Genomic DNA, 20,840 nt, shown 5'->3' with positions numbered 1-20,840 from the left:
GCCTAAACAGATTTAAATATCATTTCTATTATCCGCAACTGGCATTTGTGTTCATATCGAGAACGGCGTAATAGTATGACTTGTATTGGTTATCATCAATGGTCTAATATCTATCACAGTGTTAAGTTAAGGTTTACAATGATGAAAATAGAGCCTTCAATTTTGCCTTCTCTTGCCTGGTTTGCGCTGATTGTTCGTGCCGGCAGTTTTTCCAGAGCCGCTTCTGAAATGGGTATTACACGGGCCGCATTGTCCCAGAATTTAAAATCTCTTGAGGAACGTCTTAACACCAAGCTGATATACCGTACGACCCGCAATATGTCGCTTACTGAGGAAGGACAGCGTCTGTATGAAGTGCTGGTGTCGGCTTTGGGGCAAATTGATGATGCTTTGAAAGATGTTGGTGATACCCAACTTGAACCTACAGGCCTGTTGAGAATAAATTCCTCCCGTGTTGCAGCACGGATGCTTGTTGAGCCTCATATTGGCGAGTTTCTTACTCGTTACCCCAAAACAAAGATAGAACTCATTATGGATGACGGTTTATCTAACATTATTGCGGACGGCTGTGATGTGGGCATACGTCTTGAGCAAGGACTGGATGAGCATATGACTGCCGTTCCTGTTTCTCCGCTTATTAAACTGGTTACTGTGGCATCGCCAGATTATTTAAAAGAACACGGTATTCCTGAAACGCCTCAGGAACTGAGTAACCATAATTGCCTTCGGTTGCGGCATAAAAGTAGCGGTGCACTCTCTGCATGGGAGTTTTCTAATGTTGTGGGGGGGAATGAAGAGTTCGAAATAGAGGTTTCAGGTAAGTATATTTCTAATGATGACGAAAGCATGATACGAATGGCGCTGAATGGAACGGGTATCATTCAACATCTGGATTTTGCAATCGCTGAACATATCAATGCGGGCAAGTTACAGCCGATTCTTGAGGATTGGGCTGTTTCATTTCCTGGATTTTATATTTATGTTTCATCACGGGTGAGAATGCCCTCTAAAGTTCGTGCTTTTATTGATTTTATGGTGGAGAAAAGAGTAAAACTCGAAAATTGATGATATGTGTAATTGATGGTTGCTCTGGGCGAATATCGGTAAGAGGAATAACGTAATCATTAGGACGCGTTTACATAATAAACTTTCTGATAATTAATACTTATTTTCTATACGGCCATAATATCAATTATCATTATCACCAGTAATGTGGCTAAAATAATAGTATCTATGGCCGCTACGGTTAACGGTGGTTATTTTGGGAGGCGTTAACACGTAGCGGCTTGTAGTTGTAAGTCTTGAACAGGTACAAAGCCTGAAAATCAGGAGGATATCGCTATCAAACTTCCTTTATTTCTTCTCGCAGTTTCGCATCTTATAGAAGAATCCTGTATTTCCATCTTCCACGATGAAGCGATCGTTAAAAGTTGGACGACGAATAAATGTCACTCCACCTATTGTTGCTTTTTGTTTTATACCATCATCAACATTTTCCAGATCTGGAGAGTACAATTGATCTCCATTTGGCATTTGAACGATGAAATTGTTTCCATTATCGAGAACTGTTGCGGATTTTGACAGAATTTGAGTAGCGGTATCCAGGCTGGAAATCCTAATGTCACAAACATATTTGCCTGGCCCCAGATCTTCTTCTGCAAATACAGGTAAGGAAAATAATGCAAATGCGAGGATGAGATTCTTATTCATGCAAACTCCAGGAAGATCAATAAAAGCAATACGTTACATAAAGAGCACGTAAATGAAAAGAGCGATTGGTTAATGAGTAATGCTATTAATCCCCGCATGGCCTACTTTTCATTGGCTGCGGTGTTGAACCTCATTGAATATGGGCAAGACTCTGACTGAGTGACCGACGTAAATAGGTAGATGCATAATCGCTTACCGCCCTGTAACCGCAAACGGTGCCCAGGCTTCTGGCTGAATGCCACGACTTTGCATCCAGGGAACGGCCTGCAGCTGCTGATTGAAAGGGTTAACTTCAACCTGGTTTACCGCCGGAACGACGTTATTAAAAGCGATAAGGTCTGCCAGTCGGTCAGTATGGAAGTTACTGACGCCATTAGCGCGAATTTTACCGGCCTGTTGCAGCTCTTCCATGGCACGCCAGGCTCCGTGGACATCGCCATATGGCTGGTGAATCAAGTACAGGTCAACGTAATCAAGTTGCAGTCGATTCAGAGAGCGTTCGAACTGGGCTTTGGCCCCTTCGTAACTGGTATCCTGCAACCAGAGTTTCGTGGTGACAAAGAGTTCGTTACGGGCGATACCGCTTTGTTTCAGTGCGTTCCCGACCTGGGTTTCATTCTGATACGAGGCGGCGGTGTCAATCAGTCGATAACCGCTGTTAATAGCGTCAATGACCGCTCTTTCGCATTCGGCGGCATCGGTCATCTGAAATACACCAAAGCCCAACAGGGGCATTTCAATACCGTTGTACAGTTTTACTTTTTGCATGGTGTTATCCTTCCGTTATCGTTCATGAGAAGCATAACGTAAAGGGAAGAGCTCGATTAGACGGCAGGATTTGTCAGGGGTTATGAACAAAATTCATAAATCTGTTTGAGGGTTGCGCTGAGTAGTGCAAGTTCGATATCCCCGCAATTTACAGCCCGATGAAGGAAAATGAATATCCATAAAAAATATATCGGTTTATCCTGGCGTATATACCTACTTCGACGTATTTCCAATCGTGGTAAATTAAAAGCAGGTCATTATTATTCACTCTGAATAATGAATTATTCACTATCCGCAGAGTAAGAAAGATAACTTAGGTATCTATTTAATGGTTTGCACAAAAAGCTAAATTCTCACCCATAAATAAAAATATAATCCCGCGCCCAACCACCTGATGAGTGGCTACAGGCACTGGATATATTAGGTGGCGGTGTACTTTCTTACATAAAGGTATTTCCTTTTCTGCGGAAAAGGAAACCGGGAAATCCCGGTTTTTCTGACAAGCAGACGCCATTATTTGTGTCTGCCTATGTTCGTTAATTCGTTCATCAGGAAATTATCTCAATGTCACGTTATAAAACAGGTCATAAACAACCACGATTTCGTTATTCAGTTCTGGCCCGCTGCGTGGCGTGGGCAAATATCTCTGTTCAGGTTCTTTTCCCACTCGCTGTCACCTTTACCCCAGTAATGGCGGCACGTGCGCAGCATGCGGTTCAGCCACGGTTGAGCATGGGAAATACTACGGTAACTGCTGATAATAACGTGGAGAAAAATGTCGCGTCGTTTGCCGCAAATGCCGGGACATTTTTAAGCAGTCAGCCAGATAGCGATGCGACACGTAATTTTATTACCGGAATGGCCACCGCTAAAGCTAACCAGGAAATACAGGAGTGGCTCGGGAAATATGGTACTGCGCGCGTCAAACTGAATGTCGATAAAGATTTCTCGCTGAAGGACTCTTCGCTGGAAATGCTTTATCCGATTTATGACACGCCGACAAATATGTTGTTCACTCAGGGGGCAATACATCGTACCGACGATCGTACTCAGTCAAATATTGGTTTTGGCTGGCGTCATTTTTCAGGAAATGACTGGATGGCGGGGGTGAATACTTTTATCGATCATGATTTATCCCGTAGTCATACCCGCATTGGTGTTGGTGCGGAATACTGGCGTGATTATTTGAAATTGAGCGCCAATGGTTATATCCGGGCTTCTGGCTGGAAAAAATCGCCGGATGTTGAGGATTATCAGGAACGCCCGGCGAATGGCTGGGATATTCGTGCTGAGGGCTATTTACCCGCCTGGCCGCAGCTTGGCGCAAGCCTGATGTATGAGCAGTATTATGGCGATGAAGTCGGGCTGTTTGGCAAAGATAAACGCCAGAAAGATCCACATGCGATTACCGCTGAAGTGAATTACACGCCAGTGCCTCTTCTGACCCTGAGTGCCGGGCATAAGCAGGGCAAGAGTGGTGAGAATGACACTCGCTTTGGCCTGGAAGTTAATTATCGGATTGGCGAACCTCTGCAAAAACAACTCGATACAGACAGCATTCGCGAGCGTCGAATGCTGGCAGGCAGCCGCTATGACCTGGTTGAGCGTAATAACAACATCGTTCTTGAGTACCGCAAATCTGAAGTGATCCGTATTGCTCTGCCTGAGCGTATTGAAGGCAAGGGCGGTCAGACGGTTTCCCTGGGGCTTGTGGTCAGCAAAGCAACTCACGGACTGAAAAATGTGCAGTGGGAAGCGCCGTCATTACTGGCTGAAGGTGGCAAAATTACCGGTCAGGGTAGTCAGTGGCAAGTAACGCTCCCGGCTTATCGTCCAGGCAAAGACAATTATTATGCGATTTCAGCAGTTGCCTACGATAACAAAGGCAATGCCTCGAAACGTGTGCAGACAGAAGTGGTTATTAGCGGAGCTGGTATGAGCGCCGATCGTACGGCGTTAACGCTTGACGGTCAGAGCCGTATTCAAATGCTTGCTAACGGTAATGAGCAAAAGCCGCTGGTGCTGTCTCTGCGCGACGCCGAGGGCCAGCCAGTCACGGGCATGAAAGATCAGATCAAGACTGAACTAACCTTCAAACCGGCTGGAAATATTGTGACTCGTACCCTGAAGGCCACTAAATCACAGGCAAAGCCAACACTGGGTGAGTTCACCGAAACTGAAGCAGGGGTGTACCAGTCTGTCTTTACGACCGGAACGCAGTCAGGTGAGGCAACGATTACTGTTAGCGTTGATGGCATGAGCAAAACCGTCACTGCAGAACTGCGGGCCACGATGATGGATGTGGCAAACTCCACCCTGAGCGCTAACGAGCCGTCAGGTGACGTGGTTGCTGATGGTCAGCAAGCCTACACGCTGACGCTGACTGCGGTGGACTCCGAGGGTAATCCGGTGACGGGAGAAGCCAGCCGCCTGCGACTTGTTCCGCAAGACACTAATGGTGTTACCGTTGGTGCCATTTCGGAAATAAAACCAGGGGTTTACAGCGCCACGGTTTCTTCGACCCGTGCCGGAAACGTTGTTGTGCGTGCCTTCAGCGAGCAGTATCAGCTGGGCACATTACAACAAACGCTGAAGTTCGTTGCCGGGCCGCTTGATGCAGCACATTCGTCCATCACCCTGAATCCGGATAAACCGGTGGTCGGCGGTACGCTTACGGCAATCTGGACGGCAAAAGATGCCAATGACAACCCTGTAACAGGCCTCAATCCGGATGCACCGTCATTATCGGGCGCAGCAGCTGCTGGTTCTACGGCATCTGGCTGGACAAATAATGGTGATGGGACGTGGACTGCGCAGATTACTCTCGGCTCTACGGCGGGTGAATTAGAAGTTATGCCGAAGCTAAATGGACAGGATGCGGCAGCAAACGCGGCAAAAGTAACCGTGGTGGCTGATGCGTTATCTTCAGGCCAGTCGACAGTGTCTGTAGCCGCAGATCACGTAAAAGCAGGCGAAAGCACAACCGTGACGCTGGTGGCGAAAGATGCGCATGGCAACGCTATCAGTGGTCTTTCGTTGTCGGCAAGTTTGACGGGGACCGCCTCTGAAGGGGCGACTATTTCCAGTTGGACCGAAAAAGGTGACGGTTCCTATGTTGCTACGTTGACCACAGGCGGAAAGACGGGCGAGCTTCGTGTCATGCCGCTCTTCAACGGCCAGCCAGCAGCCACCGAAGCCGCGCAGTTGACGGTCATCGCCGGGGAGATGTCATCAGCGAACTCTACGCTTGTTGCGGACAATAAGACTCCAACGGTTAAAACGACGACGGAACTCACCTTCACCGTGAAGGATGCGTACGGGAACCCGGTCACCGGGCTGAAGCCAGATGCACCAGTGTTTAGCGGTGCCGCCAGCACGGGATCAGAGCGACCTTCAGTTGGAAGCTGGACAGAGCAAAGTAATGGGGTCTACGTGGCGACCTTAACGCTGGGATCGGCTGCAGGTCAGTTGTCTGTCATGCCACGCGTGAACGGCCAAAATGCCGTTGCTCAGCCACTGGTGCTGAATGTTGCAGGCGACGCTTCCCGGGCAGTGATCAATGATATGGCGGTGAAGGTGAATAACCAACTGGCAAATGGACAGTCTGCTAACCAGGTAACCCTGACCGTCGTGGACAGCTATGGTAACCCGTTGCAGGGGCAAGAAGTTACGCTGACTTTACCGCAGGGTGTGACCAGCAAGACGGGGAATACAATAACAACCAATGCCGCAGGTAAAGCGGACATTGAGTTGATAGCAACCGTTGCTGGGGAACACAGTATCACGGCCTCAGTGAATAATGCTCAGAAGACGGTCACGGTGAAATTCAACGCAGACGCCAGCACCGGTCAGGCAAACCTGCAGGTTGACACTGCCGCTCAAAAAGTGGCAAACGGCAAAGATGCCTTTACGCTGACGGCGACCGTTGAGGATAAAAACGGTAACCCTGTTCCAGGAACTCTGGTGACCTTTAATCTGCCTCGGGGCGTCAAGCCACTTACAGGTGATAATGTCTGGGTGAAAGCCAACGATGAAGGGAAAGCAGAGTTGCAGGTGGTTTCAGTGACTGCCGGAACGTATGAGATCACGGCTTCAGCAGGAAATAACCAGCCTTCAGACGCGAAGAGCATTACGTTTGTGGCGGATAAGACTACGGCGACCATCTCCAGTATTGAGGTGATTGGCAACCGTGCAGTGGCGGATGGCAAAGCCAAACAGACGTATAAAGTTACGGTGACTGATGCCAATAACAATTTGTTGAAAGATAGCGAAGTGACGCTGACCGCCAGCCCGGCTTCGTTAAACCTGGAACCGAATGGCACAGCGACAACGAATGAGCAAGGGCAGGCTATTTTCACCGCCACCACGACTGTTGCAGCGAAATATACACTTACGGCGCAAGTGAGTCAGGACAACGGTCAGGTATCAACGAAAACGGCTGAATCCAGTTTCGTGGCGGATGATAAAAATGCGGTACTCACCGCATCATCTGATATGGAATCTCTGGTGGCAGATGGGGAATCGACCGCAACGCTGAAGGTTACCCTGATGTCGGCAAACAACCCTGTTGGGGGGAATATGTGGGTTGACATTCAGACGCCGGAAGGGGTGACGGAGAAGGATTATCAGTTCCTGCCGTCGAAAAATGACCATTTCGTGAGCGGAAAAATCACGCGTACATTTAGTACCAGCAAGCCTGGTGTCTATACGTTCACATTTAACGCCCTGACCTATGGCGGGTACGAAATGAAGCCAGTGACGGTGACCATTACCGCGGTGGATGCCAATACGGCAACGGGCGAGGAGGCGATGAAATAATATTAAGAGTATGAAAGTAACATTCTAATAAACAATAATGGCGTTGACATCTTCAACGCCATTATTTATTGAATTGCCTGACAGTAGTCTTGTTATAAATTCATTTAGACATAGCGATAACTAAACCGGACGAACAGGGATAAATATTTCGCAAACAATGTTATTGCTATCGATTTCGACGAAGTTTTCATTGTAATAAAACCGCTCAATATCACTGCCGTTCACTCTGGCTAACCCCCTGGCAGGTAATTCCATCAGATAGAGGTTTCGCGCCCATTCAGGGTAGTGCTCCCACTCACCTTCATAGCGGAAAGAGGCATACAGTCCTCGGTTAATTGTCCACTCTTTCGACATCTCTGAATCGGTTTGTTTGCATACCGTACCGGCAAAAGTTTCAACTGTGAGCAAATCGACCGATTTTGTTGACGGTTCTAACGTGGAGACGAAATAGATATTCGTCTTAAAATTCTTCATACATCTGGCTAAATGATGACGTCGCAGTTTGACTTCTTCATCCGGTGATTTATTCGACACTTCAATATCATATTTAAATGAATTGCCAAAAATAGGTGTCTCAGGAAAGTTGACTAATCTACACTCCGTCTTTTGCTGTTGACGTATTAAAAAAGAAGGGAAGATATTTGCGAGATCCCAATAATCACGGTGGCGGTATTCACGGGGAGAGCAGCCGAATAACTTTTTAAATTCGCGGCTGAATGACTGCTGTGAATCAAAATGCAAAGATAGTGCAATATCAAGCATAGATTTCGCGGTGAGTCGGACAAGAATGGCGGCACGACAAAGCCTTCGTTTGCGAATGTATTCTCCTAAAGGCACATGCATGAAATTTCGGAACAGAAGCTGGATGTTGCGCCTGCTGTAGCCAGATTTCTGTGCGATATCTTCGATTGAAATAGGGTGCTCAAGATTGCACTCAATCCACTCCAGGAGCTGCTGTAGAATCTTCTGCCTGATCATCACATTCTCCGTTAATTCTTTGTCATATCGCACATTTTCGTTATGCCCTGGGCCCTAAGTGTATCAAAAACAGCAAGGGCGAAGGCAAAAGCACTGGTAGCGTCTGCTTCGTTGTCCCCGAAAATAGAGAGGTTTCAGTCCTACATTATTAATGAATTTTTTGCATAAGTGATATCAAAATCCACATACTAATTTGAGGTTACGTTTTAACGTAGACTCATTGTTCATACCTAATGGAGGGACTGACAGTGGAATTTTCCGTATTAAGTAACAATCTGAAAATGCCGATGATGGGATTTGGTGTTTTTCAGGTTACCGATAAAGACGTGTGCAAACAGTCAGTGTTGAATGCTATCCGCACGGGTTATCGACTCATCGACACTGCAGCGGTATACGGTAATGAAGATGCCGTCGGTGAAGCCGTTCGTGAAGCCATATCTGAAGGTTTATGTACCCGAGAAGAGTTATTTATAACGTCTAAATTGTGGGTGCAGGATATGTTGAATCAGGATATTGCAGCAGCAGCAGGTATTGAAGCATCATTAAAAAAATCGGGACTAGAATACTTCGATCTCTATTTATTGCACCAGGCCATGCGCGATTATTTTAGTGCGTGGCGTGCACTCGAAGATGCCTATGAAGAGGGCAAATTAAAAGCGATTGGGGTTTCCAATTTCTACCCTCATGTTCTGGCGAACTTTTGTGAAACGGTAAGAGTTAAACCGATGGTCAACCAGGTCGAGTTGCATCCCTATTTTGCCCAACCAGAGGCGCTGGCAACCATGAAGTATTATAACGTGCAGCCTGAAGCATGGGCTCCGTTAGGCGGTGGAAGACATAAACCCTTTGAAAATAGTCTGCTTCAGAATATTGCAGATGCCCATCAAAAATCGATTTCTCAGGTCATTCTGCGTTGGAATATTCAACGAGGAGTGGTCGTTATTCCGAAATCGACACATCAACAGCGTATCGAAGAAAATTTTGCTATCTGGGATTTCTCACTGACAGAGAAAGAAATGGCGCAAATTAGTTCGCTTGATTTGGGTTATGTTGGGGAATCGGTAAAACATTTTAATCCTGAGTTTGTTCGTGGTTGTCTTGCTGTAAAAATACATGATTGATATTAATCACTTATTTTACCTGAGACGACAAGAATCTTTTAACAGGGGAGTGATATTGATCTTCACTCTGTCATATCTCCGGTAATATGGCGTCAGGCTTCATCATCAGAAAGGGAGCCTGACGCCTGAAAAAGTGAACAACAGACAGTGTTCGGATTATCAATATTCAGTTTTTAACGTTGAACTGGATTCATTACTGCGTTGTTTAAGAATATCCCGCGCCGAATCTGCCATTATCATGACAGCACCTGCCAGCATCAGAGTATCTTTCAATACCAGGCGACCAGCACCAGATAAATAAGGGAAACCATGATGAGCGTCACCCAATGCGGGTACCCATGCCTCCGGGGTGGTGATTAAAAATGAGAGTGTTACCAACGGTGTGGTAAATGCCATCAGCCCTCCCAATAAACCTAACCAGCGATTGACAGGATTAGCCAAAACCAGCAGAGCAATAATCACCTCCACGACGCCAAGACCGTTGGAAAAACCATAGGTATTATTGGCCGATTGCCATGCTCTTGCTTCTGGTTTGTATTCGCCTTCGTGAGTCAGATACTGTTTATAGTCTTCCGGGTGTTCATAAAAGAACGACATTAGTGGACTGTTTGCGACGAATGGTGTAATGCTGTCTGCCTCGTAAGGGACAAACTTTAATAACCCAATCCACATAAAAACAATCGCAATACTCAGACGAATCAATGTCAGGCCAATTTTATCTCCCCGACTTAACAGGTGCAGGTATTTTTCCATTGTGAACATCCTTATTTATACAATACTGCTGTTGCGGTTGAATTATTATCAATTCGCATCGATGTGACTTTCCAGGATGAAGCATTATATTTTCTGGCTATATCAGCAATGGCATCCTCCAGAACTGTCGGTGATGCTGATACTGACGAGACGCTGATATGTTTCAGAATTATTTTATCATCTGCATTGGTGGAAAATGCCATAACGCCAGATAATAGTGTTGCAAATAAAACAGGTTTTTTAAACATATAAAATACCATCAATGAAGTGATTAAGAAGTTATATAATAACAAGGAATTAATAAGATTCTTTTCTCTGAGACGCCAGAATATTTGTCCTGGCGTCTGATTTTGAGTTTATTTGACTAATGAAAATAGATCATTGAGTGATTCGCTCATCGACGGATGAGTAAATATCTGATCGCGTAATATGCTATAAGGCAGCCCGGCATCCATCACCATTTTCACTATATTAATCATCTCGTGGGAGTCAACACACAGCAGTGATGCCCCTAATATACGTTGGGTTTTATTATCAACAATCGCTTTTAATACCCCACGGGTATCGTTCATCACTCTGGCGCGCGGAATTGCAGCTACAGGCAATGTCACCACCTGAATATCAGCACCACTCTCTCTGGCTTGCTCTTCTGTCATACCAACCCTGGACAGGGGCGGTGTCATAAATACGGAATAAGGCACATTTTTCCGATCATCAGTACTACGTCTGCCTTCACCCAGTAACTCATCACGCACAATGCGGTAATCATCCAGTGAAATGTAAGTAAATTGCAGCCCGCCGGTAACATCTCCCATCGCCCAAATATTGTCTGCGGTGGTATGTAATCGCTTGTCAACGACAATTGCCCCGCGCTCGTTTACTGCGATACCGGCATTTTCTGGATGTAACGAAGCGGTAGCCGGTTGACGACCGGAAGCTATTAACAGTGCATCCACCGCCAGTTGGGCGTGCTCGCTATGCACTTGCACTTGATTTTCATGGTGACTGATTCGCTCCACATGGGCATTGAGGATTATATCGACGCCCTGATCGCGTAAAATCGTCGCGATATTATCAGCAATATCCCGATCTTCCCGAGGCAAAAACAGCGAAGCTGCCTCTAAAATGGTTACTTTGCTGCCAAAATTAGCGAACATAGAGGCGAACTCAACGCCAATATATCCGCCGCCCAAAATACCTAAATGCCCTGGTAATTCTTTTAGATTAAGTAATCCAGTGCTGTCATATACACCAGGCGTGGTGGTAATTCCAGGAATTGGCGGAACTACGGCTTGTGCACCGGTATTAATAAAAATTTTCTCGCCATGAATCTCCAGATTTCCCCCAGGCCGATGAACACGCAGGCTATGATTATTGATAAACTCCGCCTGGCCGTCGATCACGTCGATATTGGGCATATCCGCAAGATTATGAAAATTCTTATTACGTAAAAAATTAACCACTTCATTTTTACGCTGTATGGCATGGACAAAATCTGTGTGCTGCTGTGCGTCATGAACCAATGTTTTGGTTGGGATACAGCCGATATTAATACAGGTCCCGCCATACATTGCATTTGATTGTTCGATGAGAGCCACACGCCAACCTGCTTTTGCCAGCGTGACGGCTAATGTTTTTCCAGCCTTGCCAAAACCAATAATAACTGCCTGATATTTATTCATGATGATTTCCTGTCGAAACGCGTTCATTTGACATCATGACTATAGACGCAAAAGAGTAAATAACATTTCTTCACAACGCTTGATATTTTGTCTTATCGTCTGGTATTTTCTTTTTCTTAATCAGAATCACAAAACAAAAATCATGATTAACCATTTGATGGTATTAGATTAATTATTGTCTAAGATTGTTGGTGTTTGTAATCAAAAACCACTCAGGAGTCTGATATGGATGCCCTTAGCCGTTTGTTGATGCTTAACGCTCCACAAGGAACGATCGATAAGAATTGCGTGTTAGGAAGTGACTGGCAGCTTCCACATGGTGCCGGGGAATTATCGGTTATTCGTTGGCATGCGTTAACGCAAGGAGCGGCGAAGCTGGAAATGCCGACGGGGGAGATTTTTACATTACGCCCGGGAAATGTGGTCCTGCTACCACAAAATTCAGCTCATCGCCTGAGTCATGTCGATAATGAATCGACCTGTATTGTCTGCGGCACTCTTCGACTGCAACATTCGGCGCGTTATTTTTTAACGTCTTTGCCGGAAACGCTGTTTTTAGCACCGGTTAACCACAGCGTGGAATATAACTGGCTGAGGGAGGCGATCCCGTTTTTACAACAGGAGTCCAAATCGGCAATGCCGGGAGTGGATGCACTGTGTAGCCAGATCTGCGCTACATTCTTTACCCTCGCGGTGCGTGAGTGGATTGCACAGGTTAATACTGAGAAAAACATTCTCAGTTTGCTTCTGCATCCACGTCTTGGTGCGGTAATACAGCAAATGCTGGAAATGCCAGGACACGCCTGGACCGTCGAATCGCTGGCCAGCATCGCCCACATGTCCCGGGCAAGTTTTGCCCAGCTTTTCCGTGATGTTTCCGGAACCACGCCGCTGGCTGTATTAACAAAGTTGCGTCTACAAATAGCGGCCCAGATGTTTTCCCGGGAAATGCTCCCTGTTGTGGTGATCGCTGAGTCAGTAGGCTATGCCAGCGAATCATCTTTTCACAAGGCGTTTGTCCGCGAGTTTGGTTGTACTCCGGGAGAATATCGGGAAAGGGTGAGACAGCTTGCACCCTGAATAAAACAGCCAGAAATCAGGGCAAAGATAATCCGCATTCCGGGAGTTGTGAGCCTTTCAGCTATTTATATTTCCAACTGTGTTTTATATGTTTTTTTGAAGAATGCTGGCCCAGTATGTAAATAAAAACGCAAACTAAATTGCTTTAATTAAATAAAATGCCGACTATTACTTGATACCTGATTATTGCCGGTGATTTTGTTAGTACACCATCATTGTATATCTCAACAACCCCTGAATAAGTAGCTCTGAATAGGTATAAGGGATGTGGCCTTTTTAAATGAATTTCTTATGCCAAAAATGATCGTCGATTTCCCTATAAAATGTGAGCGATGCCGAAAGAAATAAAATTAGTTATTGCATTTGACGTTTGGATGAAAGATTATCATTTGTCATACAAATGAGGGGTGGTATGTTGCTAGCCAATTAAAAAAGAACGCCATATTTATTGATGATTGATCCTCTGGTGGGGGGAACCATCGGGCATAAATGGGCATGAAGTAATGGAGTATTAGTTGTGAATGTCAATTTCTTTGTCACCTGTATTGGTGACGCCCTGAAATCAAGAATGGCACGAGACTCCGTGCTGCTACTGGAAAAACTCGGCTGTCGCGTAAATTTCCCGGAGAAACAGGGATGCTGCGGTCAGCCTGCGATCAATAGTGGTTATATCAAAGAAGCGATTCCAGGGATGAAAAATCTGATCGCCGCACTGGAGGATAACGACGATCCCATTATTTCACCGGCTGGCTCCTGTACCTATGCCGTAAAAAGTTACCCAACGTATCTGGCGGATGAGCCTGAATGGGCATCACGTGCCGAAAAGGTTGCCGCGCGTATGCAGGATCTCACCTCTTTTATTGTTAATACATTAGGGGTAGTCGATGTAGGTGCCAGTTTGCAAGGGAGAGCGGTGTATCACCCATCTTGTAGCCTGGCCCGTAAGCTGGGGGTGAAGGACGAGCCACTTACGCTGCTGAAAAATGTGCGTGGACTGGAGCTGTTGACCTTTGCTGAACAGGATACCTGCTGCGGATTTGGCGGCACGTTCTCGGTCAAAATGGCCGAAATATCCGGCGAGATGGTGAAAGAAAAGGTTGTGCACCTGATGGAAGTCCGCCCTGAGTATTTAATTGGTGCTGACGTGAGTTGCCTGCTGAACATCAGTGGACGATTACAACGGGAAGGGCAGAAAGTCAAAGTGATGCATATTGCTGAAGTGCTGATGAGCCGCTGAGGATATAAAGATGTCGATCAAAACCAGTAATACAGATTTTAAGACACGCATCCGTCAGCAAATTGAAGATCCGATCATGCGCAAAGCGGTGGCAAACGCGCAGCAGCGTATTGGGGCAAATCGGCAAAAAATGGTCGATGAATTAGGGCACTGGGAGGAGTGGCGCGACCGGGCCGCCCAGATACGTGATCATGTTCTGAGTAATCTCGACGCTTATCTGTACCAGCTCTCTGAAAAAGTGACGCAAAACGGCGGTCACGTCTATTTTGCAAAAACCAAAGAAGACGCCACCCGCTACATTTTACAGGTCGCCCAACGCAAAAATGCCCGGAAGGTGGTGAAATCTAAATCGATGGTGACCGAAGAGATTGGTGTCAATCATGTGTTGCAGGATGCTGGTATTCAGGTGATTGAAACCGATCTGGGTGAATACATTCTCCAGCTGGATCAAGATCCGCCCTCTCATGTTGTGGTCCCGGCAATTCATAAAGATCGCCATCAGATCCGTCGAGTGCTACACGAACGTCTGGGTTATGAGGGGCCGGAAACGCCTGAAGCGATGACCTTATTCATTCGGCAAAAAATCCGCGAAGATTTCCTCAGTGCTGAAATAGGTATTACCGGCTGTAATTTCGCGGTGGCAGAGACCGGTTCGGTATGCCTGGTGACCAATGAAGGTAATGCGCGAATGTGTACCACGCTGCCTAAAACGCATATTGCAGTGATGGGAATGGAGCGTATTGCCCCCACGTTTGCCGAGGTAGATGTATTGATCACCATGCTGGCGCGCAGTGCCGTTGGTGCACGTTTGACGGGATACAACACCTGGCTGACAGGACCGCGCGAAGCGGGGCACGTTGATGGTCCTGAAGAGTTTCATCTGGTTATTGTCGATAACGGGCGTTCTGAGGTGCTGGCTTCTGAATTTCGGGATGTGCTGCGCTGTATTCGCTGCGGGGCTTGTATGAATACTTGTCCGGCATATCGCCATATTGGCGGTCATGGATATGGCTCTATTTATCCAGGGCCAATTGGTGCGGTGATTTCCCCGTTACTTGGCGGCTATAAAGATTTTAAAGATTTACCCTACGCCTGCTCTTTATGCACAGCTTGTGACAGCGTGTGTCCGGTGCGTATTCCGCTGTCAAAACTGATTTTGCGTCATCGTCGGGTGATGGCTGAAAAAGGGATCACCGCAAAAGCAGAGCAACGGGCGATAAAAATGTTCGCTTATGCCAATAGTCATCCAGGATTGTGGAAAGTCGGGATGATGGCTGGTGCTCATGCGGCAAGCTGGTTTATCAATGGCGGCAAAACACCACTCAAATTTGGCGCGATTAGCGACTGGATGGAAGCACGCGATCTTCCTGAAGCTGACGGAGAGAGTTTCCGTAGTTGGTTTAAGAAACATCAGGCGCAGGAGAAAAAGAATGGATAATCGGAGCGAATTTTTGAATAACGTTGCTCAGGCACTGGGTCGCCCGCAGCGACTTGAACCGCAAGCAGAAGATGCGCCGCTTAACAACTATGCTAACGAGCGGCTTACCGAACTTAACCAACAGCAGCGCTGTGACGCGTTTATCCAGTTTGCCCGCGATGTTATGTTGACGCGCTGTGAACTGACCAGCGAGGCGCAGGCCGCAGAAGCTGCAATATGTCTGTGTAAAGAGCTGGGAGAGCAGTCGGTCGTGATTAGCGGTGACGCGAGACTGGAGGAATTGGGGATTAGCGAACGTTTGCAGCAGGAATGCAATGCCGTTGTTTGGGATCCGGCGAAAGGTATTGAGAACATATCACAAGCAGAGCAGGCTAAAGTGGGCGTCGTATATGCTGAATATGGTTTAACCGAATCGGGTGGCGTGGTTCTTTTTTCCGCCGCCGGGCGCGGGCGTTCATTGAGCCTGCTCCCGGAATCTTCTCTTTTTATCCTGCGTAAAAGCACAATCCTGCCGCGTGTAGCGCAACTCGCAGAAAAATTGCATCAGAAAGCGCAGGCCGGTGAACGAATGCCGTCATGTATTAACATCATCAGTGGTCCTAGTTCAACGGCGGACATTGAGCTTATCAAAGTCGTCGGGGTTCATGGTCCGGTGAAAGCGGTGTATCTGATTATTGAGGATTGCTGAGAGAGATATGAAGTCTGGACATAAACCTGAAGGCGGTATACGAGGTTGTGAATAGCGTTAAGGACAACCTGACTTAACCCCGTTCCGTCATGGTTATGCTGCTCTTCTGTAAATATCCTGACATTAATAATGCCAGGATATTTACAGTGAAAAAGACAGGAATCCATTCCTGAAGACGGGCTCCCTTCCCGGTCATTGTCACTTCAGCTTTATACAGGCACTCTCTATCAGAATGCTGTTTATTACTGCCCAGAGTTTTGTTGGTATTCATCTACCATTTTTTTGACAAGGCAATTTTTAGCATTAGTACTGGTCTAAAAAACTCGTAATTCGCTGAATAACATCTTCAGTCATTGTGGTCTGACAGGCAAAGTTATTATTGCTATCACAGCTTACAAGTATGCCTAATGTTGTGTGGTTTATTTTTAGGCTGTAACTCAGCTTTATATTGTCTTTATTGATGTACAGAAATAATAGCACCATTGTCATACAAACAGCTATAATAAACAGAATAACACGAATCTTTTTCTTCAGATAAAATAAAATTTCAATCAGATCGATATCCTGTTTGATTTGTCACTCATAATATATCCGGAAAATGAAATCTGTCGCAGATAAGCTTGAATTAATAGTCTGTATCAGGAATATTCTGGTAAAAACATCAGCAAAAAACCAGCATCATGAATACTGGATATGAAGCATGAGAGTTACCTATGTTTTTTATATAAGGATTCGGTCCTCATCGTAGAACGGTAACTCTCAATCTTGTAAGTTCCTGCGTTAGTTCAAATCACGACTCATTTTTTTCGCTCTCACCGGCATCCCATTTGCCACAAAATATCTTGCCGTGCTCCTCGGCAACGCTTCTCGTCCGCGAATCATATCCGCCATTTTCTCGCCAATCATAATGGTCGTGGCGTTCAGATTGCCGGTGATAATCTGCGGCATAATTGACGCATCGACTACGCGTAATCCTTCCAGCCCGTGCACGCGGCCTTCGCCATCCACAACGGACATCTCGTCGTACCCCATTTTGCACGTACCGCATGGGTGGAAGGCGGTTTCGGCGTGATTACGCACGAACTCATCGAGCTGCTCATCTGTCTGACATTCCGCGCCGGGGCTAATTTCGCGGCCACGGTATTGATCCAGCGCCGGTTGATGCATGATCTCGCGGGTGATGCGAATCGCGTCGCGGAACTCCTGCCAGTCCTGTTCGTGCGACATGTAGTTAAACAAAATCGCCGGATGCTGGTGCGGGTCGCGGGATTTAATCCGCACATGCCCACGGCTTGGCGAGCGCATCGATCCGACGTGGCACTGGAAGCCGTGCTCTTTCACTGCATTCGAGCCGTTATAGTTAATCGCCACTGGCAGGAAATGGTACTGAATATTCGGCCACGCAAATTCCTCACGGCTGCGAATAAATCCGCCTGCTTCAAAGTGGTTGCTGGCACCCACGCCGGTGCCGCCAAACAGCCACTCCGCACCGATTTTCGGCTGATTCCACCACTGCAGGGCAGGGTAGAGGGAAACCGGTTCTTTGCACTCATATTGCAGATACATCTCCAGGTGATCCTGAAGATTTTCGCCGACGCCAGGTAATTCATGCACCAGCGGAATATCAAACTCCGCCAGCAGTCCAGCGTTGCCGACGCCGGAGCGTTGCAGGATCTGCGGTGAAGCAATCGCGCCTGCACATAACAGCACTTCTTTTTTCGCCGCCGCGCGGGTCGGAATGGTGCTGTCGCCTTCCAGCCACTCGACGCCCACCGCGCGTTTGCCGTCAAAAATGATGTGATCGGTCATGGCGTGAGTTCGAATAGTCAGGTTCGGGCGCGATTTGGCCTGATCGAGATAACCCCGCGCGGTGCTGGCGCGACGGCCCTGTGGCGTGACGGTGCGGTCCATCGGGCCGAAACCTTCCTGCTGATACCCGTTAAGGTCGTCCGTGCGCGGATAACCGGCCTGCACGCCCGCCTCAATCATTGCTTCAAACAGCGGATTGACACCAGGTTTTGAGGTGGTCACGCTTACCGGGCCATCACCGCCGTGGTAGTCGTTCTCGCCCACATCGCGCGTCTCGGCCTTGCGGTAGTAGGGCAGGCAGTCGAGGTAGCTCCAGTTCTCCAGACCGGGTTCTTTCGCCCAGTTATCGAGATCCAGTGCGTTACCACGGATGTAACACATGCCGTTGATCAGTGATGATCCACCAAGCCCTTTGCCGCGTCCGCACTCCATGCGACGGTTGTTCATAAACGGTTCGGGTTCCGTCTCATAGGCCCAGTTATAGCGTTTACCCTGTAGCGGGAACGCCAGCGCAGCGGGCATTTGGGTACGGAAGTCAAAGCGATAGTCCGGGCCGCCCGCTTCAAGCAGCAGCACGGTAGTGTTCGGATCTTCAGTCAGACGTGTCGCGAGGACGTTGCCGGCAGAGCCGGCACCAATAATGATGTAGTCAAATTGCAAATAAACCTCCTGGTTAGAATATGGACTGGAATTTAGCCATCTCAACCTGGATGGACTTCACCTGGGTATAACTCTGGAGCGTCATCACGCCGTTCTCGCGGCCAATGCCGGAGTGTTTGTAACCGCCAACGGGCATCTCCGCCGGGGATTCTCCCCAGGTGTTGATCCAGCAAATGCCGGCTTCTAGCTGATGAATGACGCGATGCGCGCGGTTCAGATCCGCCGTGACGATACCCGCCGCCAGACCGTAGTCGGTATCATTGGCGCGGCGAATCACTTCGTCCTCAGATTCATAAGTGAGAAGCGACATCACCGGACCGAAGATCTCTTCGCGCACGATGCTCATTTCGTCGCGGCAATCGGTGAACACGGTTGGTGCAACCCATGCGCCGTTATCGAAGCCATCGCCTTTCAATACATCGCCGCCGCACAGTACGCGCGCGCCTTCCTCTTTGCCTTTGGCGATGTAACGCAGCACGTTATCGCGATGCGGGAAGCTGACCAGCGGGCCAAAATTGGTTTGCGGATCGAAAACGTCGCCCGCGCGAATGCGCTCAACGCGCGCCAGAATCTTTTGTTCAAATGCGGCTTTGCATTTCGCCGGAATAAACACACGGGTGCCATTGGTACACACCTGACCGGAGCTAAAGAAGTTCGCCATCATGGCGATATCGGCAGCGAGATCGAGATCCGCATCGTCGAAAACGATCAGCGGTGATTTACCGCCCAGCTCCATGGTCACTTCTTTCAGGGAGGAAGCCGCCGAGTTAGCCATCACTTTTTTGCCGCTGGCGACACCGCCGGTAAATGACACTTTGGCAATGCCCGGATGCTCGGTCAGATACTGCCCGGTTTCCGCACCTACGCCCGGCAGCACGTTAAATACGCCGTCCGGCAGGCCCGCTTCGCTGTAAATTTCGGCCAGCTTTAACGCGGTAAGCGGGGTGACTTCGCTCGGTTTGAAAATCATCGCGTTGCCTGCGGCCAGTGCCGGAGCGGATTTCCACAAAGCAATCTGAATCGGGTAGTTCCATGCGCCAATCCCTGCCACTACGCCCAGCGGTTCGCGGCGGGTATAAACAAATGACGTCTCACGCAATGGGATCTGGCTGCCTTCCAGCGACGGGATCAGCCCGGCGTAGTACTCGAGCACGTCCGCGCCGGTAACGATATCGACGGTTGATGTTTCCGAATACGCTTTTCCGGTGTCGAGGGTTTCCAGTTTAGCGAGTTCGTCATTGCGTTCGCGCAGAATATCAACGGCCCGACGCAGAATGCGCGAGCGTTCCATGGCGGTCATCGCCGCCCAGATTTTTTGCCCTTGTTGGGCACTCTTCACGGCGCGATCGACATCTTCGCGCCCGGCGGCCTGCACGGTTGCCAGCACGTTACCGTTGGCCGGGTTAATGGTCTCGAAGGTGCGACCGCTGGTGGCGGAGGTATAACCACCATGTATATAAAGCTGCTGTTCTGCCATTCGGGACATCACGTCTCCTCGGTTAATCGGTGGGTAAATGCTGAGTAATAAAGTGACGGGTCAGCGAGTGTGCGAGAGGTTTATCCAGCGGTTTGCCGCTCAGTGCCGCGCGCAGCCATAATCCGTCAATCAGCGCGGCAAGTCCGTAGCCCGCTTCCTGCGCCTGTTGGCGCGGTAACTCGCGGTGAAATTCGCTCACCAGATTCGACAACAAGCGGCGGCTGCTCACCTGCTGCAAACGGTAAAGCATCGGCTGATGCATACTGCTGGCCCAAAACGCCAACCAGGCTTTCATCGCAGCATTACTGACCTGCGTCTCATCGAAATTCCCGTCAACAATCGCCTGTAATCGCTGCTCAGGGCTGCCATCCGGTAGCGCGTGTAAGCGGTTCAAGACCGCGTCACGCAGCTGGCTGGTGATATCACGCATGGTTGCTTCCAGCAGACCATTTTTGTCTTTGAAATAGTGGCTAATGATCCCGGTGGAAACGCCCGCCCGGCGGGCGATCTGTGCGATCGTCGCATCGTGCATACCTACTTCATTTATTGCTTCCAGCGTGGCGTCGATCAGTTGTCTGCGCCGGATCGACTGCATCCCCAATTTGGGCATTTTTGCCACTC

At 48.2% G+C, this 20,840-nt stretch carries 15 protein-coding genes and 2 pseudogenes; 7 read left to right on the top strand and 10 right to left on the bottom strand.

Annotated elements, in window-relative coordinates; all coding sequences use genetic code 11:
* Nucleotides 1-138 precede the first annotated feature (138 nt).
* On the top strand, nucleotides 139-1,065 hold the full coding sequence (locus tag FQ015_RS13590; RefSeq protein ID WP_001307603.1) for a LysR family transcriptional regulator: 927 nt from the start codon (nucleotides 139-141) through the stop codon (nucleotides 1,063-1,065).
* Nucleotides 1,066-1,353: 288 nt separating this feature from the next.
* Here the strand turns inward: FQ015_RS13590 and FQ015_RS13585 are convergent, their stop codons facing one another.
* Complete coding sequence (locus tag FQ015_RS13585; protein WP_001038968.1) at nucleotides 1,354-1,710, bottom strand: hypothetical protein; 357 nt, start codon at nucleotides 1,708-1,710, stop codon at nucleotides 1,354-1,356.
* 207 nt (nucleotides 1,711-1,917) lie between these two features.
* Nucleotides 1,918-2,478: pseudogene (locus tag FQ015_RS13580) on the bottom strand (aldo/keto reductase); the annotation flags it as partial.
* Nucleotides 2,479-3,042: 564 nt separating this feature from the next.
* Here FQ015_RS13580 and fdeC point away from each other — a divergent pair.
* Nucleotides 3,043-7,296, top strand: a complete 4,254-nt coding sequence (gene fdeC / locus FQ015_RS13575) for an inverse autotransporter adhesin FdeC (RefSeq protein ID WP_160524168.1) — start codon at nucleotides 3,043-3,045, stop codon at nucleotides 7,294-7,296.
* Nucleotides 7,297-7,416: 120 nt separating this feature from the next.
* On the opposite strand, the gene FQ015_RS13570 is transcribed toward fdeC, so the two are convergent.
* Nucleotides 7,417-8,274 (bottom strand): helix-turn-helix domain-containing protein, encoded by an 858-nt coding sequence (locus FQ015_RS13570; protein ID WP_160524167.1) that lies wholly within the window; start codon nucleotides 8,272-8,274, stop codon nucleotides 7,417-7,419.
* A gap of 248 nt (nucleotides 8,275-8,522) precedes the next feature.
* On the opposite strand from FQ015_RS13570, the gene FQ015_RS13565 reads away from it, so the two are divergent.
* Entirely contained in the window at nucleotides 8,523-9,395 is an 873-nt protein-coding gene (locus FQ015_RS13565; RefSeq protein ID WP_160524166.1) for an aldo/keto reductase, read from the top strand.
* Nucleotides 9,396-9,554: 159 nt separating this feature from the next.
* Here FQ015_RS13565 and rclC read toward each other — a convergent pair whose 3' ends face one another.
* The 3 genes from rclC to rclA form a co-directional block, all read right to left on the bottom strand.
* A complete protein-coding gene (gene rclC / locus FQ015_RS13560) occupies nucleotides 9,555-10,148 on the bottom strand; it encodes a reactive chlorine species resistance protein RclC (protein WP_001355150.1) in 594 nt (197 codons plus the stop codon).
* An 11-nt stretch (nucleotides 10,149-10,159) separates the two neighbouring features.
* Nucleotides 10,160-10,396 carry a reactive chlorine resistance periplasmic protein RclB gene (rclB, locus tag FQ015_RS13555; protein ID WP_000474001.1) on the bottom strand — a complete coding sequence of 79 codons (237 nt, stop codon included), beginning with the start codon at nucleotides 10,394-10,396 and terminating at the stop codon, nucleotides 10,160-10,162.
* A 108-nt stretch (nucleotides 10,397-10,504) separates the two neighbouring features.
* Nucleotides 10,505-11,830 (bottom strand): reactive chlorine resistance oxidoreductase RclA, encoded by a 1,326-nt coding sequence (gene rclA, locus FQ015_RS13550; RefSeq protein ID WP_039021033.1) that lies wholly within the window; start codon nucleotides 11,828-11,830, stop codon nucleotides 10,505-10,507.
* A gap of 225 nt (nucleotides 11,831-12,055) precedes the next feature.
* Here rclA and rclR point away from each other — a divergent pair, with 225 nt between their 5' ends.
* The 4 genes from rclR (at nucleotide 12,056) to FQ015_RS13530 (ending at nucleotide 16,273) form a co-directional block, all read left to right on the top strand.
* Complete coding sequence (gene rclR / locus FQ015_RS13545) at nucleotides 12,056-12,910, top strand: reactive chlorine-specific transcriptional regulator RclR (protein WP_160524165.1); 855 nt, start codon at nucleotides 12,056-12,058, stop codon at nucleotides 12,908-12,910.
* A 517-nt stretch (nucleotides 12,911-13,427) separates the two neighbouring features.
* Complete coding sequence (locus FQ015_RS13540; protein ID WP_001102126.1) at nucleotides 13,428-14,147, top strand: (Fe-S)-binding protein; 720 nt, start codon at nucleotides 13,428-13,430, stop codon at nucleotides 14,145-14,147.
* A gap of 10 nt (nucleotides 14,148-14,157) precedes the next feature.
* Nucleotides 14,158-15,585: a LutB/LldF family L-lactate oxidation iron-sulfur protein gene (locus tag FQ015_RS13535; RefSeq protein ID WP_000023919.1), complete on the top strand. Its 1,428-nt coding sequence runs from the start codon at nucleotides 14,158-14,160 to the stop codon at nucleotides 15,583-15,585.
* Nucleotides 15,578-16,273, top strand: coding sequence for a LutC/YkgG family protein (locus tag FQ015_RS13530; protein ID WP_160524164.1), 696 nt, complete (start codon nucleotides 15,578-15,580; stop codon nucleotides 16,271-16,273). Before FQ015_RS13535 ends, FQ015_RS13530 begins: the two co-directional genes overlap by 8 nt.
* A gap of 318 nt (nucleotides 16,274-16,591) precedes the next feature.
* Here FQ015_RS13530 and FQ015_RS13525 read toward each other — a convergent pair.
* The 4 genes and pseudogenes from FQ015_RS13525 to betI form a co-directional block, all read right to left on the bottom strand.
* Nucleotides 16,592-16,846 (bottom strand): annotated as a pseudogene (locus FQ015_RS13525) (hypothetical protein); the annotation flags it as partial.
* Nucleotides 16,847-17,053: 207 nt separating this feature from the next.
* Entirely contained in the window at nucleotides 17,054-18,742 is a 1,689-nt protein-coding gene (gene betA, locus FQ015_RS13520; RefSeq protein ID WP_160524163.1) for a choline dehydrogenase, read from the bottom strand.
* A 13-nt stretch (nucleotides 18,743-18,755) separates the two neighbouring features.
* The gene (betB, locus tag FQ015_RS13515; protein WP_160524162.1) at nucleotides 18,756-20,228 is read right to left on the bottom strand and encodes a betaine-aldehyde dehydrogenase; all 1,473 of its coding nucleotides are present in this window, start codon (nucleotides 20,226-20,228) and stop codon (nucleotides 18,756-18,758) included.
* A 13-nt stretch (nucleotides 20,229-20,241) separates the two neighbouring features.
* Nucleotides 20,242-20,829: a transcriptional regulator BetI gene (betI, locus tag FQ015_RS13510; protein ID WP_032302501.1), complete on the bottom strand. Its 588-nt coding sequence runs from the start codon at nucleotides 20,827-20,829 to the stop codon at nucleotides 20,242-20,244.
* Nucleotides 20,830-20,840: the final 11 nt, after the last annotated feature.

This window comes from Escherichia sp. HH26CH (genome assembly GCF_009820205.1).
Lineage (GTDB): Bacteria > Pseudomonadota > Gammaproteobacteria > Enterobacterales > Enterobacteriaceae > Escherichia > Escherichia coli_F.
Note: the sequence above shows the minus strand (reverse complement) of the source record. Positions and strands in the feature narration are given on the sequence as shown.

Coding starts and splice junctions, on each gene's coding strand:
- rclC (WP_001355150.1), bottom strand. CDS start 10,148: ATGGAAAAATACCTGCACCTGTTAAGTCGGGGAGATAAAATTGGCCTG.
- betB (WP_160524162.1), bottom strand. CDS start 20,228: ATGTCCCGAATGGCAGAACAGCAGCTTTATATACATGGTGGTTATACC.
- rclR (WP_160524165.1), top strand. CDS start 12,056: ATGGATGCCCTTAGCCGTTTGTTGATGCTTAACGCTCCACAAGGAACG.
- FQ015_RS13535 (WP_000023919.1), top strand. CDS start 14,158: ATGTCGATCAAAACCAGTAATACAGATTTTAAGACACGCATCCGTCAG.
- fdeC (WP_160524168.1), top strand. CDS start 3,043: ATGTCACGTTATAAAACAGGTCATAAACAACCACGATTTCGTTATTCA.
- FQ015_RS13585 (WP_001038968.1), bottom strand. CDS start 1,710: ATGAATAAGAATCTCATCCTCGCATTTGCATTATTTTCCTTACCTGTA.
- betI (WP_032302501.1), bottom strand. CDS start 20,829: ATGCCCAAATTGGGGATGCAGTCGATCCGGCGCAGACAACTGATCGAC.
- FQ015_RS13530 (WP_160524164.1), top strand. CDS start 15,578: ATGGATAATCGGAGCGAATTTTTGAATAACGTTGCTCAGGCACTGGGT.
- FQ015_RS13590 (WP_001307603.1), top strand. CDS start 139: ATGATGAAAATAGAGCCTTCAATTTTGCCTTCTCTTGCCTGGTTTGCG.
- rclA (WP_039021033.1), bottom strand. CDS start 11,830: ATGAATAAATATCAGGCAGTTATTATTGGTTTTGGCAAGGCTGGAAAA.
- FQ015_RS13570 (WP_160524167.1), bottom strand. CDS start 8,274: ATGATCAGGCAGAAGATTCTACAGCAGCTCCTGGAGTGGATTGAGTGC.
- rclB (WP_000474001.1), bottom strand. CDS start 10,396: ATGTTTAAAAAACCTGTTTTATTTGCAACACTATTATCTGGCGTTATG.